The organism is Kosakonia quasisacchari, from assembly GCF_004331415.1.
In the GTDB taxonomy this organism is placed as follows: Bacteria; Pseudomonadota; Gammaproteobacteria; order Enterobacterales; family Enterobacteriaceae; genus Kosakonia; species Kosakonia quasisacchari.
This window is the reverse complement of sequence record NZ_SJOP01000004.1, coordinates 189,492-204,995: the sequence shown is the minus strand read 5'-3', so window position 1 is coordinate 204,995 and position 15,504 is coordinate 189,492. Positions and strand designations below refer to the sequence as shown.

The following is a 15,504-nucleotide window of genomic DNA, read 5'->3' as shown; positions in this document are numbered from 1 at the left end:
TTGCAGGCACGAATACGAAAACGACTATTTTTTCTCGCCGTTTTCCAGATTCTCTACCTGCGGCAGGCCGTTGCCGGCAGAGGTTGAAAGCAGGCCAGTTTGCACGTAGTTGAACAGCTTCTCACGGGTATCAGTGATATCCAGATTACGCATTGTCAGCTGCCCGATACGGTCGTCCGGCGAGAACACCGACTCGCCTTTTTCCATTGTCAGACGCTCTGCTTTGTAGGTCAGATTGTCGGAAACGGTATTCAGAATCGAGTAATCATTACCGCGACGCAATTCCAGCGTGACTTCACCGGTGATGGCACTCGCCACCCAACGTTGCAGTGAATCACGTAGCATCAGCGCTTGCGGATCGAACCAGCGTCCCTGGTACAGCAAGCGGCCAAGCTGGCGACCATGTGCGTGATATTGCTCAATGGTGTCTTCGTTGTGGATACCCGTCAACAGACGTTCGTAAGCGATATGCAGCAGTGCCATCCCTGGGGCTTCGTAAATACCGCGGCTTTTCGCTTCGATAATACGGTTCTCAATCTGATCGCTCATCCCCAGACCGTGACGACCACCGATGCGATTGGCTTCCAGCATCAGTTCAACATCATCAGTGAAGGTTTTTCCGTTGAGCGCGACCGGATGACCACGCTCAAAACGTACGGTAACTTCTTCCGCCTGGACTTTTACATTCTCGTCCCAGAATTTAACCCCCATGATTGGGTTAACAATCTTCACGCTGGAATTGAGGAACTCTAAATCTTTTGCTTCGTGCGTTGCGCCCAGCATGTTGGAGTCAGTTGAGTAGGCTTTTTCTGCCGACATTTTGTAGTCGAAACCAGAGGCGACCATGAATTCGGACATTTCCTGACGACCACCCAGCTCATCAATAAAGTCGGTATCCAGCCATGGCTTATAGATTTGCAACTCAGCGTTAGTCAGCAGGCCGTAGCGATAGAAGCGCTCAATATCGTTGCCTTTATAAGTACTGCCATCGCCCCAAATATTCACACCGTCTTCTTTCATTGCCGCAACTAGCATCGTGCCAGTCACCGCACGACCCAGCGGCGTGGTGTTAAAATACGTCAGACCACCCGTCGTATTATGAAAAGCACCGCACTGGATGGCTGCAATGCCTTCGGCGACCAGCTGTTTACGGCAGTCGATTAGGCGAGCATTTTCCGCACCGTACTCCTTTGCGCGACGGGGAATTGCGTCATAGTCATCCTCGTCCGGTTGACCCAGGTTCGCTGTGTATGCATAAGGCACCGCGCCTTTTTGGCGCATCCACAGCAGTGCTGCGCTGGTGTCCAGTCCGCCGGAGAAAGCGATGCCGATACGTTGACCTGCGGGAAGATGCTTGAGAATCGTCGTCATAAAAAAATCCCTGCTTGATAGACCGATGGTGAGAGACTTAACAGCCACGCCATACTCTTTGTGCCATCCGACCAGAATAATTAGTGAATGGTTATGCAAAATAAGTGAGTTTTCATTTAATCATCTTTTGGCGATGACCGGAAGAGAAGAGTGTAATTTTCATTGCAATAGTGGCGAACCGTGCTGTTTACATGCTTAAAAATAATACGCAACAAAATTGCATACGTCAGAGGCACAGGACGCTAACTCGCTACAGTTGACAGAACGGTATGTTTATCAATATACTGCAGGCCGGTTTTACGTCCCGTCTTCGGTACCAAATCCCAGCATTATTTGCAAATTTGCACTCAAGCGAGTAGAATTTGCCACGTTTCAGGCGCGGGGTGGAGCAGCCTGGTAGCTCGTCGGGCTCATAACCCGAAGGTCGTCGGTTCAAATCCGGCCCCCGCAACCACTTTCCCTAAGTGTTTTTTTTCAAATATACTATGAAGACTTAACGCCTTCGCAGCCGGATTTGAAAAAAATACTCATGGAAGGTTCTCCAGGCCGCAGTTGCGGCTATAGGGTTCAGTTATTTAAAGCCCCGATTTATCGGGGTTTTTTGTTATCTGAGTACGAAATAACTGGGCTATACGCCCTTTTTTTATGTCTTGGGGGTGGACTTGTCCACATTAGAGCAAAAATTAACAGAGATGATTACGGCGCCGGTTGAAGCACTGGGCTACGAACTGGTCGGCATCGAATTTGTGCGCGGTCGCACATCTACACTGCGCATCTATATTGATAGTGAAGATGGCATCAATGTTGATGATTGCGCTGATGTCAGCCACCAGGTCAGTGCGGTACTGGATGTTGAAGATCCGATTACCGTGGCTTACAACCTGGAGGTTTCCTCACCAGGTCTTGAGCGTCCTTTGTTTACGGCTGAGCACTATGCGCGCTTTAAGGGCGACGAAGTCTCGCTGGTTCTGCGTATGGCGGTTCAAAACCGTCGTAAATGGCAGGGCATCATTAAAGATGTCGATGGCGAGATGATCACCGTTACGGTCGAAGGTAAAGATGAAGTGTTCGCATTGAGCAATATTCAAAAAGCGAACCTGGTCCCCCACTTTTAACAGTCTGGATTTGAGGTGAAAGGCCCCCGATGAACAAAGAAATTTTGGCTGTTGTTGAAGCTGTTTCTAACGAAAAGTCGCTTCCGCGTGAAAAAATCTTTGAAGCGCTGGAAAGTGCTCTGGCTACAGCAACCAAGAAAAAATATGAACAAGAGATCGATGTTCGTGTAAGCATTGATCGTAAAAGCGGTGATTTCGACACGTTCCGTCGGTGGTTGATCGTGGAAGAAGTGACGCAGCCGACACGTGAAATCACCCTCGAAGCAGCGCGTTACGAAGATGAGAGCCTGAACCTCGACGACTACGTTGAAGATCAGATTGAATCCGTCACGTTTGACCGTATCACCACCCAGACCGCAAAACAGGTCATTGTACAAAAAGTACGTGAAGCTGAGCGCGCAATGGTGGTTGATCAGTTCCGCCAGCATGAAGGTGAAATCATCACCGGTGTGGTGAAGAAAGTGAACCGCGACAACATCACGCTGGATCTCGGCAACAACGCTGAAGCCGTTATCCTGCGCGAAGATATGCTGCCGCGTGAAAACTTCCGTCCGGGCGACCGCATCCGCGGTGTGCTGTACGCTGTACGCCCGGAAGCGCGCGGAGCGCAACTGTTCGTCACCCGTTCCAAACCGGAAATGCTGATTGAACTGTTCCGCATTGAAGTGCCGGAAATCGGCGAAGAAGTCATCGAGATTAAAGCCGCAGCCCGCGATCCGGGTTCCCGTGCAAAAATCGCCGTGAAGACTAACGACAAGCGTATCGATCCGGTCGGCGCCTGCGTGGGTATGCGCGGTGCACGTGTGCAAGCTGTCTCGACGGAACTCGGCGGTGAGCGTATTGATATCGTGCTGTGGGACGATAACCCGGCGCAGTTCGTTATCAACGCAATGGCTCCGGCTGATGTTGCTTCTATCGTGGTAGATGAAGATAAACACACCATGGATATCGCCGTTGAAGCAGGCAACCTGGCGCAGGCTATCGGCCGTAATGGTCAGAACGTGCGCCTCGCGTCTCAACTGAGCGGCTGGGAACTCAACGTCATGACCGTTGAGGATCTGCAGTCCAAGCATCAGGCTGAGGCTCATGCAGCGATTGATACCTTCACCCGTTACCTGGACATTGACGAAGATTTCGCCACCGTTCTGGTCGAAGAAGGTTTCTCTACGCTGGAAGAACTGGCCTATGTGCCAATCAAAGAGCTGCTGGAAATCGATGGTCTGGATGAAGACACCGTCGAAGCCCTGCGTGATCGTGCGAAAAACGCGCTGACCACTCTGGCACTGGCGCAGGAAGAAAGCCTCGGTAATAAAGAACCGGCTGAAGACCTGCTTAACCTGGAAGGTCTGGATCGCGCACTGGCTTTCAAACTGGCTGCTCGTGGTGTTTGTACGCTGGAAGACCTCGCTGAACAAGGTGTGGATGACCTGAGCGATATCGAAGGGTTAACCGATGAGAAAGCAGGTGAGCTCATCATGGCCGCACGTAATATTTGCTGGTTTGGCGACGAAGCGTAATAAACTGTAGCAGGAAGGAACAGCATGACAGATGTAACCGTAAAAACGCTGGCCGCTGAGATTCAAACCTCTGTGGACCGCCTGGTACAGCAATTTGCTGACGCAGGGATCCGCAAGTCCGCTGAAGACTCAGTGACGGCACAAGAAAAGCAGACGCTGTTAGCGCATTTGAACCGTGAACACGGTTCTTCGCCTGACAAGCTGACGCTGCAGCGCAAAACGCGCAGTACACTAAATATTCAGGGCACCGGTGGGAAAAGTAAATCGGTGCAGATCGAAGTCCGTAAAAAACGCACCTTTGTAAAACGCGATCCACAAGAGGCTGAACGTCTCGCTGCGGAAGAAGAGGCGATGCGTGAAGCGGAAGAGAAGGCCCGTCGTGAAGCAGAGGAAGCCGCTGAGCGCGAAGCCGGGGAAAAAGCCAAACGTGATGCCGAAGCTCGTGCGAAACGTGAAGCTGATGAAAAGGCTAAACGCGGAAATGCTGAAAATGCAAAACGCGAAGCTGCGGAAAATAGCAAAGTGAGCAACCAACAATCTGACGAAATGACCAGGACAGCCCAGGCGGAAAAAGCCCGCCGTGAATCCGAAGCGCAAGAACTCAAGCGCAAAGCGGAAGAAGAGGCTCGTCGTAAACTGGAAGAAAATGCGCGTCGCGTAGCGGAAGAAGCTCGTCGTATGGCTGAACAAAATGAAGCGAACTGGACGGCTCCGGTAACCGAAGAAGAAGAGACTACTGGTGACTACCATGTAACCACTTCCCAGCATGCCCGCCAGGCGGAAGATGACAATGACCGTGAAGTTGAAGGTGGTCGTGGTCGTACTCGCACTGCTAAAGCGCCGCGTCCGAAGAAAGGTAACAAACACGCTGAAAGCAAAGCTGACCGTGAAGAAGCGCGTGCTGCGGTTCGTGGTGGTAAAGGCGGCCGCCAGCGCAAAGGTTCTGCTCTGCAGCAGGGCTTCCAGAAGCCAGCACAAGCGGTTAACCGTGACGTTGTGATCGGCGAAACCCTGACCGTTGGCGAACTGGCTAACAAGATGGCGGTTAAAGGCTCTCAGGTCATCAAAGCGATGATGAAACTGGGCGCGATGGCGACCATCAACCAGGTTATTGACCAAGAAACTGCGCAACTGGTTGCTGAAGAGATGGGCCATAAAGTTATCCTGCGTCGTGAAAACGAGCTGGAAGAAGCGGTAATGAGCGACCGTGATACAGGTGCTGCGGTAGAACCGCGCGCACCGGTTGTGACTATTATGGGTCACGTTGACCACGGTAAAACCTCTCTGCTGGACTACATTCGTTCAACGAAAGTGGCCTCTGGCGAAGCGGGCGGCATTACTCAGCACATTGGTGCTTACCACGTTGAAACTGACAACGGCATGATCACCTTCCTGGATACCCCAGGCCACGCCGCGTTTACCGCAATGCGTGCCCGTGGTGCTCAGGCGACGGATATCGTGGTTCTGGTTGTTGCTGCCGATGACGGCGTGATGCCGCAAACTATCGAAGCTATCCAGCACGCGAAAGCGGCGCAGGTGCCGGTAGTGGTTGCCGTGAACAAGATCGATAAGCCAGAAGCCGATCCGGATCGCGTTAAAAACGAACTTTCTCAGTACGGCATCATTCCGGAAGAGTGGGGCGGCGAAAGCCAGTTCGTTCACGTTTCCGCGAAAGCGGGTACCGGTATTGACGAGCTGCTGGATGCGATCCTGCTGCAGGCCGAAGTTCTGGAGCTGCATGCTGTACGTAAAGGTATGGCGAGCGGTGTAGTCATCGAATCCTTCCTGGATAAAGGTCGTGGTCCGGTGGCATCTGTGCTGGTGCGTGAAGGTACGCTGCATAAAGGCGATATCGTTCTGTGTGGCTTCGAATATGGCCGCGTGCGTGCGATGCGTGACGAACTGGGCCGTGAAGTGACAGAAGCTGGTCCGTCTATTCCGGTGGAAATCCTCGGTCTGTCCGGCGTTCCGGCGGCGGGTGATGAAGCGACTGTGGTACGTGACGAGAAGAAAGCGCGTGAAGTGGCTCTGTACCGTCAGGGCAAATTCCGCGAAGTTAAGCTGGCACGTCAGCAGAAATCCAAACTGGAAAACATGTTTGCCAACATGACCGAAGGCGAAGTTCACGAAGTGAACATCGTACTGAAGGCCGACGTTCAGGGTTCTGTTGAAGCGATCTCCGATTCTCTGCTGAAACTGTCTACTGACGAAGTGAAAGTGAAGATCATCGGTTCTGGCGTCGGTGGTATCACCGAAACCGACGCGACGCTGGCTGCTGCATCTAACGCGATTCTGGTTGGCTTCAACGTTCGTGCCGACGCTTCTGCGCGTCGCGTGATCGAAGCGGAAGGTCTGGATCTGCGCTACTACTCCGTCATCTATAACCTGATTGACGAAGTGAAAGCGGCAATGAGCGGTATGCTCTCTCCGGAACTGAAACAGCAGATCATCGGTCTGGCGGAAGTTCGCGATGTGTTCAAATCGCCGAAATTCGGTGCGATCGCGGGCTGTATGGTTACCGAAGGTGTGGTTAAACGTCACAACCCGATCCGCGTTCTGCGCGACAACGTGGTTATCTATGAAGGCGAACTGGAATCCCTGCGTCGCTTCAAAGATGACGTCAACGAAGTTCGTAACGGCATGGAATGTGGTATCGGCGTTAAGAACTACAATGATGTACGCACCGGCGATATGATCGAAGTGTTCGAGATCATTGAGATCCAACGTACTATCGAGTAATTCGCTTCGATTTCGGCTGGTAGCCAGCCGAAATCGACGGTGGATGAACATTGCTGGCCGGGTAAGCGAAGCGCCTCCCGGCAAGAAATATTAAAAGGGGCTACGGCCCCTTTTTAGTCTGGAGAATTATTATGGCGAAAGAATTTGGTCGCCCGCAGCGCGTGTCTCAGGAACTGCAAAAAGAGATTGCGATTATCCTGCAGCGCGAAATTAAAGATCCGCGTCTGGGTATGATGACCACCGTTTCTGGTGTCGAAGTTTCCCGCGATCTGGCTTATGCCAAAGTGTTTGTCACCTTCCTTAACGATAAAGACGAAGCATCCGTAAAAGCGGGTATCAAAGCGTTGCAGGATGCCTCTGGTTTTATTCGTTCTCTGTTGGGTAAAGCGATGCGTTTGCGTATCGTGCCGGAACTGACGTTCTTCTACGACAACTCGTTGGTCGAAGGGATGCGCATGTCCAACCTGGTGACCAGCGTGGTGAAACACGATGACGAACGTCGTGTGAATCCGGACGACAGCAAGGAGGACTGATGAGTCGTCCTCGTCGTCGCGGTCGCGACGTGCATGGCGTTCTGCTGCTCGATAAACAGCAGGGCGCTTCCAGCAATGATGTGCTGCAAAAAGTTAAGCGTCTTTATAACGCCAACCGTGCCGGACATACCGGAGCGCTTGATCCGCTGGCGACCGGCATGCTGCCGATTTGCCTGGGGGAAGCGACGAAGTTTTCCCAATATCTGCTGGATTCAGACAAACGTTATCGGGTGATTGCCCGCCTTGGGCAGCGCACCGATACGTCCGATGCGGATGGACAAGTCGTTGAAGAACGTCCGTTGACCTTCAGTGCCGAACAACTGGCCGTTGCGCTGGACAGTTTTCGCGGAGATACGCAGCAAGTCCCGTCGATGTACTCTGCCCTGAAATACCAGGGAAAGAAGCTCTACGAGTATGCGCGTCAGGGTATTGAGGTTCCGCGTGAAGCTCGCCCAATCACCGTTTACGAGCTGTTATTTATCCGCCATGAAGGCAATGAACTTGAGCTGGAAATTCACTGCTCAAAAGGGACTTACATCCGCACCATCATTGATGATTTGGGTGAGAAACTTGGCTGCGGTGCGCATGTTATCTATCTGCGTCGCCTGGCGGTGAGCAAGTACCCTGTAGAACGCATGGTGACGCTCGAACAGCTGCGTGAACGGGTTGAGCAGGCCGAGCAACAGGGAATCCCTGCGGCACAACTGCTGGATCCGCTATTGATGCCAATGGACAGCCCGGCGTCAGATTTTCCGGCGGTTAATATTCCGTCAGTGGTCGCGGCATACTTCAAAAACGGTCAGCCGGTTCGGGCATCCGCTGCGCCAAAAGCGGGGCTGGTGCGTGTGACAGAAGGTGATGACGCGACATTCATTGGCATGGGTGAAATGGACGACGAAGGACGTGTTGCGCCGCGTCGTCTGGTGGTCGAGTATCCTGCACAATGACGGGCTTACCTTGCGGGAAACCGTGACTACGAGTAGAATATTGCCGCTTAACGCCGGGCTATGTATTTAACATCACCCGGCGTTAATCCTGAGGCTGCTGAATTAGAGATCGGCGCCTTCTCATTTTTTTATCACTGGAGTTCAAAATGTCTCTAAGCGTTGAAGCTAAAGCAAAAATCGTTTCCGAGTTTGGTCGTGGTTCTAACGACAGCGGTTCTACCGAAGTTCAGGTTGCACTGCTGACTGCTCAGATTAACCACCTGCAGGGTCACTTTGCAGAGCACAAAAAAGATCACCACAGCCGTCGTGGTCTGCTGCGTATGGTTTCTCAGCGTCGTAAACTGCTCGACTATCTGAAACGTAAAGACGTTGCACGCTACACCGCGCTGATCGAGCGTCTGGGTCTGCGTCGCTAAGTCTGGCGAGTTTCAAGAAGGGGCCTACAAGGCCCCTTTTTTCAACCAGGCGGCAGCAATTGGCAGTAAACTAATGTATTGTTGCCAGGTATGATCTTCACTGCAGAGGTTCGCGCGGCTAATGAGAGGCTTTATCCGCAATGGGCGGGTTAGGGTTGTCATTAGTCGCGAGGATGCATGAAGATTCGGTTAAATTGTCGGCATGCCAACGGTGTGCTGACTTTCATTAAGAAAGGACAGAACTTTGCTGAATCCGATCGTTCGTAAATTCCAGTATGGTCAACATACCGTCACGCTGGAAACCGGCATGATGGCGCGTCAGGCGACTGCTGCCGTAATGGTAAGCATGGATGACACCGCAGTATTCGTGACCGTTGTTGGCCAGAAAAAAGCAAAACCAGGTCAGGACTTCTTCCCGCTGACTGTTAACTATCAAGAGCGTACTTACGCTGCAGGTAAAATCCCTGGCGGTTTCTTCCGTCGTGAAGGACGTCCGAGCGAAGGCGAAACGCTGATCGCGCGTCTGATTGACCGCCCGGTTCGCCCGCTGTTCCCGGAAGGCTTCGTGAACGAAGTGCAGGTTATCGCTACCGTCGTTTCCGTTAACCCACAGGTTAACCCGGATATCGTAGCAATGATCGGTGCTTCCGCTGCGCTTTCACTGTCTGGTATCCCGTTCAATGGCCCGATTGGCGCCGCGCGAGTTGGTTATATCAATGACCAGTACGTTCTGAACCCGACTCAAGAAGAGCTGAAAGCAAGTAAGCTGGACCTGGTGGTTGCCGGTACTGAAGCCGCCGTTCTGATGGTTGAATCCGAAGCGGAACTGCTGAGCGAAGATCAGATGCTGGGCGCCGTGGTGTTTGGCCACGACCAGCAGCAGATTGTTATCCAGAACATCAACGATCTGGTAAAAGAAGCCGGCAAACCGCGTTGGGACTGGCAGCCGGAAGCGGTAAACGAAGCGCTGGACGCGCGCGTTGCTGCGCTGGCAGAATCACGTTTGAGCGATGCTTATCGCATCACTGATAAACAAGAGCGTTATGCTCAGGTTGACGTGATCAAATCAGAAACCATCGCCGCGCTGGTTGCAGAAGATGAAACCCTGGATGCTAACGAGTTGGGCGAAATCCTGCACGCTATCGAGAAAAACGTTGTTCGTAGCCGCGTACTGGCTGGCGAACCGCGTATCGATGGCCGCGAAAAAGATATGATCCGTGGTCTGGACGTTCGTACCGGTGTTCTGCCGCGCACCCACGGTTCCGCACTGTTTACTCGTGGCGAAACGCAGGCGCTGGTTACTGCAACGCTGGGTACCGCACGTGACGCGCAGATCATCGACGAGTTGATGGGCGAACGCACTGACTCTTTCCTGTTCCATTACAACTTCCCTCCGTACTCCGTTGGGGAAACCGGGATGGTTGGTTCGCCGAAACGTCGTGAAATTGGTCACGGCCGTCTGGCAAAACGCGGCGTGCTGGCAGTAATGCCGGATGCAGATAAATTCCCGTACACCGTACGCGTAGTTTCTGAAATCACCGAATCTAACGGTTCTTCTTCTATGGCCTCCGTTTGTGGTGCATCTCTGGCACTGATGGACGCAGGCGTACCGGTGAAAGCCGCTGTTGCGGGTATCGCAATGGGTCTGGTGAAAGAAGGCGACAACTTTGTTGTTCTTTCTGACATCCTGGGCGATGAAGACCACCTGGGTGATATGGACTTCAAAGTTGCGGGCTCCCGCGACGGTATCTCTGCACTGCAGATGGATATCAAAATTGAAGGTATCACCAAAGAAATCATGCAGGTTGCGCTGAACCAGGCGAAAGGTGCTCGTCTGCATATTCTGGGTGTAATGGAGCAGGCGATTAACGCGCCGCGTGGTGATATCTCTGAATTTGCGCCGCGTATCCATACCATCAAAATTAATCCAGATAAGATCAAAGACGTGATCGGTAAAGGCGGTTCCGTCATTCGTGCGCTGACCGAAGAAACCGGCACCACCATCGAAATCGAAGATGATGGTACCGTGAAAATCGCAGCAACTGACGGTGACAAAGCAAAACATGCCATTCGCCGTATTGAAGAGATTACTGCTGAGATCGAAGTGGGCCGTGTTTATAGCGGTAAAGTGACCCGTATCGTTGACTTTGGCGCGTTTGTTGCCATCGGTGGCGGTAAAGAAGGTCTGGTACATATTTCTCAGATTGCGGACAAACGCGTCGAGAAAGTGACCGATTATCTGCAGATGGGCCAGGAAGTACCGGTCAAAGTTCTGGAAGTTGACCGTCAGGGCCGTATCCGTCTGAGCATTAAAGAAGCGACTGAGCAGACTCAGCCTGCTGAAGCGTCAGAAGCGCCGCAAGCAGAGCAGGGCGAGTAAGGTTGCCTTTGCCCTCCGCGAAAGCGGAGGGCTTATTAGCAGGCAGGACGCCATGTTTGCAGCCGGGGGACAGGACGTTCATCCAATTGTTGTCTTCGGGAGTGGGAAATGAAGCCTTTTTTGCGCTGGTGTTTCGTTGCGACAGCTTTAACGCTGGCAGGATGCAGCAACTCTGCCTGGCGTAAGAGCGAAGTCCTCGCGGTGCCATTGCAACCGACTTTGCAGCAAGAAGTGATTCTGGCGCGCATGGAACAAATTCTTGCCAGTCGGGCTTTAACCGATGACGAACGCGCACAGCTTTTATATGAGCGCGGAGTGTTGTATGATAGCCTCGGTTTGAGAGCTTTAGCGCGAAATGATTTTTCACAAGCGCTGGCAATTCGACCCGATATGCCGGAAGTATTCAATTACTTAGGCATTTATTTAACGCAGGCAGGCAATTTTGATGCTGCCTATGAAGCGTTTGATTCTGTACTTGAGCTTGATCCAACTTACAACTACGCGCACTTGAATCGCGGGATCGCACTGCATTACGGCGGTCGCGACAAGTTAGCGCAAGATGATCTGCTGGCGTTTTATCAAGACGATCCTAATGATCCTTTCCGGAGTCTGTGGCTTTACATCGTTGAGCGGAAGCTTGATGAGAAGCAGGCTAAAGAAGCACTGAAACAGCGCTTCGAAAAATCGGACAAGGAACAGTGGGGATGGAACATTGTCGAGTTCTACCTCGGCGACATTAGCGAAGCAACGTTAATGGATCGCCTGAAGGCAGACGCAACGGATAACACCTCGCTCGCTGAGCATCTCAGTGAAACCAACTTCTATTTAGGTAAGTATTACCTAAGTCTGGGGGATAAGGACAGCGCCACGGCACTGTTCAAACTAGCGGTTGCCAACAACGTTCATAATTTTGTTGAGCACCGTTACGCATTGTTGGAATTAGCGCTCTTGGGCCAGGAGCATGACGACCTGGCAGAATCGGACCAGCAATAGCTGACGAACATATCAGCCCGTAATCTTTTTTTGATTGCCATCACCTTCGCGGGTGAGGGCTTCATTGTTCGTTAATCAACCTACTTTGAGCCGGTTCACACTTTTCAATGAAAATTGCTAATTTTTTTCACGATGAGTTATGTAGACTGGCCGCCAATGACATAGAGGCACTTGTACTACATGGCTGAATTCGAAACCACTTTTGCAGATCTGGGCCTGAAGGCTCCCATCCTTGAAGCCCTTAACGATCTCGGTTACGAAAAACCATCTCCGATCCAGGCTGAGTGCATTCCGCACCTGCTGAACGGTCGTGACGTGCTGGGTATGGCCCAGACTGGTAGCGGTAAAACTGCAGCATTCTCTTTACCGCTGCTTCATAACATCGATGCGGATCTGCGTGCGCCGCAGATCCTTGTGCTCGCTCCGACCCGCGAACTGGCGGTTCAGGTAGCTGAAGCAATGACTGATTTCTCCAAACATATGCACGGCGTGAACGTAGTCGCTCTTTACGGCGGTCAACGTTATGACGTGCAGTTGCGCGCGCTGCGCCAGGGGCCGCAGATCGTCGTCGGTACGCCGGGCCGTCTGCTGGATCACCTGAAACGCGGCACACTGGATCTCTCTAAACTGAGCGGTCTGGTGCTGGATGAAGCTGACGAAATGCTGCGCATGGGCTTTATCGAAGACGTAGAAACCATCATGGCGCAGATCCCGGAAGGTCATCAGACCGCTCTGTTCTCTGCAACCATGCCGGAAGCGATTCGTCGTATTACCCGCCGCTTTATGAAAGAGCCGCAGGAAGTGCGTATTCAGTCCAGCGTGACGACTCGTCCGGACATCAGCCAGAGCTACTGGACTGCATACGGCATGCGTAAAAACGAAGCACTGGTTCGCTTCCTGGAAGCGGAAGATTTTGATGCGGCGATCATTTTCGTTCGTACCAAAAACGCAACGCTGGAAGTGGCTGAAGCGCTGGAACGCAGTGGCTATAACAGCGCCGCGCTGAACGGTGATATGAACCAGGCACTGCGTGAACAAACACTGGAGCGTCTGAAAGACGGTCGTCTGGATATCCTGATCGCAACAGACGTTGCGGCACGTGGTCTGGACGTTGAACGTATCAGCCTGGTCGTTAACTACGATATCCCGATGGATTCCGAATCCTACGTTCACCGTATCGGTCGTACCGGTCGTGCGGGTCGTGCGGGCCGTGCGCTGTTGTTCGTTGAGAACCGCGAGCGTCGTCTGCTGCGCAATATCGAACGTACGATGAAACTGACCATTCCGGAAGTAGAACTGCCGAACGCAGAGCTGCTGGGCAAACGCCGTCTGGAAAAATTCGCCGCTAAAGTTCAGCAGCAGCTGGAAAGCAGCGATCTGGATCAGTACCGCGCGTTGCTGGCAAAAATCCAGCCTTCTGCTGAAGAAGAGATGGATATTGAAACGCTGGCCGCTGCATTGCTGAAAATGGCGCAGGGCGAACGTCCGCTGATCCTGCCGCCGGATGCGCCGATGCGTCCTAAGCGAGAATTCCGCGATCGTGATGAGCGTTTTGAACGCCGTGCCGATCGTAATGATCGTGCCCCGCGTGGTGATCGTCCGGAACGCAGTGGTGAAGATCGTCCGCGTCGCGAACGTCGTGATGTTGGCGAAATGGAACTGTACCGCATTGAAGTGGGCCGTGATGATGGCGTTGAAGTCCGTCATATCGTTGGCGCTATCGCTAACGAAGGTGACATCAGCAGCCGTTATATCGGTAACATCAAGCTGTTCGGTACTCACTCCACCATTGAGCTGCCGAAAGGTATGCCTGGAGAAGTTCTGCAGCACTTCACTCGCACCCGTATTCTCAACAAACCGATGAATATGCAGTTGATGGGTGATGCCCTGCCGCGTGAGCGTAGCGAACGTCGCGGTGGCGGCGAACGTCGTGGCGGTGGTTTCGGTGGTGAGCGCCGTGAAGGTGGTCGTGGTGAAGGTCGTCGTTTAAGCGGTGAGCGTCAGGAAGGTCGTAGTTTCGGTGGCGAACGTCGTGCACCGCGCCGCGATCGTGACGACAGCGCTCCGCGTCGCCGTAACGACGCATAAGCTGCTTTACACTCTGTAAAGAAATAGATACAGCCCCGATCGAAAAGATTGGGGCTTTTTTTATCCGAAATGTACTCCTGTACTGGTACAATGCAGCAGCCTGAACTACGGGCATTGTTCATCACAGGAGAATCATTCAAATGTCGACACTGACAACCACACAAACTTCCCCTTCGCTGTTCGGCGGGGTGGTGATTATTGGCGGCACAATCATTGGCGCAGGGATGTTTTCTCTGCCGGTGGTGATGTCCGGCGCGTGGTTCTTCTGGTCATTGCTGACGCTCGTCTTTACCTGGTTTTGCATGTTGCACTCCGGGCTGATGATTCTTGAAGCCAACCTTAATTACCGTAGCGGCGCGAGTTTCGATACCATCACTAAAGATCTGTTGGGTAAAGGCTGGAACTTGGTTAACGGTATCTCAATTGCCTTCGTGCTCTATATCCTGACTTACGCCTACATTTCGGCAAGCGGCTCTATTTTGCACCACACCTTTGCCGAAATGTCGCTGAATGTCCCGCCGCGCCTGGCCGGATTTGCCTTTGCGCTGCTGGTAGCGTTTATCGTCTGGCTCTCGACGCACGCTGTCAGCCGGATGACGGCGATTGTACTGGGGGCGAAGGTCATTACTTTCTTTCTCACCTTTGGCAGCCTGCTGGGGCATGTAGAGCCAGCTACCTTATTTAATGTCGCGCAGAGCGATGTTTCGTACACGCCTTATCTGTTGATGACGCTGCCGTTCTGTCTGGCCTCGTTTGGCTACCACGGTAATGTGCCGAGCCTGATGAAATACTATGGCAAAGATCCGCGCACCATTATTCGTTGCCTGGTCTACGGCACGTTGCTGGCGCTGGGGCTGTATGTTATTTGGTTGCTGGTTACGATGGGCAACATCTCTCGTCCCGCATTTATTGAAATCGCGGCAAAAGGCGGGAATATCGATGTGCTGGTGCAGGCGCTGAGCGGCGTGCTGAATAGCCGCAGCCTGGATCTACTGCTGGTTGTCTTCTCAAACTTTGCCGTTGCCAGTTCCTTCCTCGGGGTGACGCTGGGACTGTTTGATTACCTGGCGGACCTGTTCAAATTTGATGATTCCCCGTTGGGACGTTTTAAAACCGCACTGCTGACCTTTTTGCCGCCGATTGTCGGTGGCTTACTGTGGCCGAACGGTTTTCTGTATGCGATTGGTTATGCGGGTTTAGCGGCAACGGTATGGGCGGCGATTGTTCCGGCATTGCTGGCAAACGCGTCGCGTAAGCGCTTTGGCAGCCCGACGTTTCGCGTTTGGGGTGGCAAGCCGATGATCGTCTTGATCCTGCTGTTTGGCATCGGCAACGCAGTGGTACATCTGCTTTCCAGCTTCAATTTGCTACCTGTCTATCAGTAGCCATTTTCTCTCCTCTCCCT

The 15,504-nt window shown here is 52.7% G+C and carries 12 protein-coding genes and 1 tRNA gene; 12 read left to right on the top strand and 1 reads right to left on the bottom strand.

Annotated elements, in window-relative coordinates; genetic code table 11:
* Window positions 1-24 precede the first annotated feature (24 nt).
* Entirely contained in the window at window positions 25-1,371 is a 1,347-nt protein-coding gene (gene argG / locus E0L21_RS06290) for an argininosuccinate synthase (protein ID WP_131407768.1), read from the bottom strand.
* Window positions 1,372-1,748: 377 nt separating this feature from the next.
* On the opposite strand from argG, the gene E0L21_RS06285 reads away from it, so the two are divergent.
* The 12 genes from E0L21_RS06285 (at window position 1,749) to mtr (ending at window position 15,484) form a co-directional block, all read left to right on the top strand.
* Window positions 1,749-1,825 (top strand) — tRNA-Met (locus tag E0L21_RS06285).
* A gap of 208 nt (window positions 1,826-2,033) precedes the next feature.
* A complete protein-coding gene (gene rimP, locus E0L21_RS06280) occupies window positions 2,034-2,486 on the top strand; it encodes a ribosome maturation factor RimP (protein WP_017457352.1) in 453 nt (150 codons plus the stop codon).
* Between the two features lie 29 nt (window positions 2,487-2,515).
* Window positions 2,516-4,003, top strand: a complete 1,488-nt coding sequence (gene nusA / locus E0L21_RS06275) for a transcription termination factor NusA (RefSeq protein WP_131407766.1) — start codon at window positions 2,516-2,518, stop codon at window positions 4,001-4,003.
* A 24-nt stretch (window positions 4,004-4,027) separates the two neighbouring features.
* A complete protein-coding gene (gene infB, locus E0L21_RS06270; RefSeq protein WP_131407764.1) occupies window positions 4,028-6,742 on the top strand; it encodes a translation initiation factor IF-2 in 2,715 nt (904 codons plus the stop codon).
* 131 nt (window positions 6,743-6,873) lie between these two features.
* Window positions 6,874-7,275, top strand: a complete 402-nt coding sequence (rbfA, locus tag E0L21_RS06265; RefSeq protein ID WP_039056815.1) for a 30S ribosome-binding factor RbfA — start codon at window positions 6,874-6,876, stop codon at window positions 7,273-7,275.
* Entirely contained in the window at window positions 7,275-8,222 is a 948-nt protein-coding gene (gene truB, locus E0L21_RS06260; protein WP_131407762.1) for a tRNA pseudouridine(55) synthase TruB, read from the top strand. Before rbfA ends, truB begins: the two co-directional genes overlap by 1 nt.
* A gap of 146 nt (window positions 8,223-8,368) precedes the next feature.
* On the top strand, window positions 8,369-8,638 hold the full coding sequence (gene rpsO, locus E0L21_RS06255) for a 30S ribosomal protein S15 (RefSeq protein WP_017457357.1): 270 nt from the start codon (window positions 8,369-8,371) through the stop codon (window positions 8,636-8,638).
* 244 nt (window positions 8,639-8,882) lie between these two features.
* On the top strand, window positions 8,883-11,018 hold the full coding sequence (gene pnp, locus E0L21_RS06250; RefSeq protein ID WP_131407760.1) for a polyribonucleotide nucleotidyltransferase: 2,136 nt from the start codon (window positions 8,883-8,885) through the stop codon (window positions 11,016-11,018).
* Between the two features lie 108 nt (window positions 11,019-11,126).
* A complete protein-coding gene (nlpI, locus tag E0L21_RS06245) occupies window positions 11,127-12,011 on the top strand; it encodes a lipoprotein NlpI (RefSeq protein WP_131407758.1) in 885 nt (294 codons plus the stop codon).
* Window positions 12,012-12,118: 107 nt separating this feature from the next.
* The gene (gene yrbN / locus E0L21_RS25460; RefSeq protein ID WP_097400725.1) at window positions 12,119-12,199 is read left to right on the top strand and encodes a protein YrbN; all 81 of its coding nucleotides are present in this window, start codon (window positions 12,119-12,121) and stop codon (window positions 12,197-12,199) included.
* On the top strand, window positions 12,192-14,099 hold the full coding sequence (locus tag E0L21_RS06235; protein ID WP_131407756.1) for a DEAD/DEAH family ATP-dependent RNA helicase: 1,908 nt from the start codon (window positions 12,192-12,194) through the stop codon (window positions 14,097-14,099). Before yrbN ends, E0L21_RS06235 begins: the two co-directional genes overlap by 8 nt.
* Before the next feature lie 140 nt (window positions 14,100-14,239).
* Window positions 14,240-15,484, top strand: coding sequence for a tryptophan permease (gene mtr, locus E0L21_RS06230; protein WP_131407754.1), 1,245 nt, complete (start codon window positions 14,240-14,242; stop codon window positions 15,482-15,484).
* The last annotated feature ends 20 nt before the right edge of the window (window positions 15,485-15,504 follow it).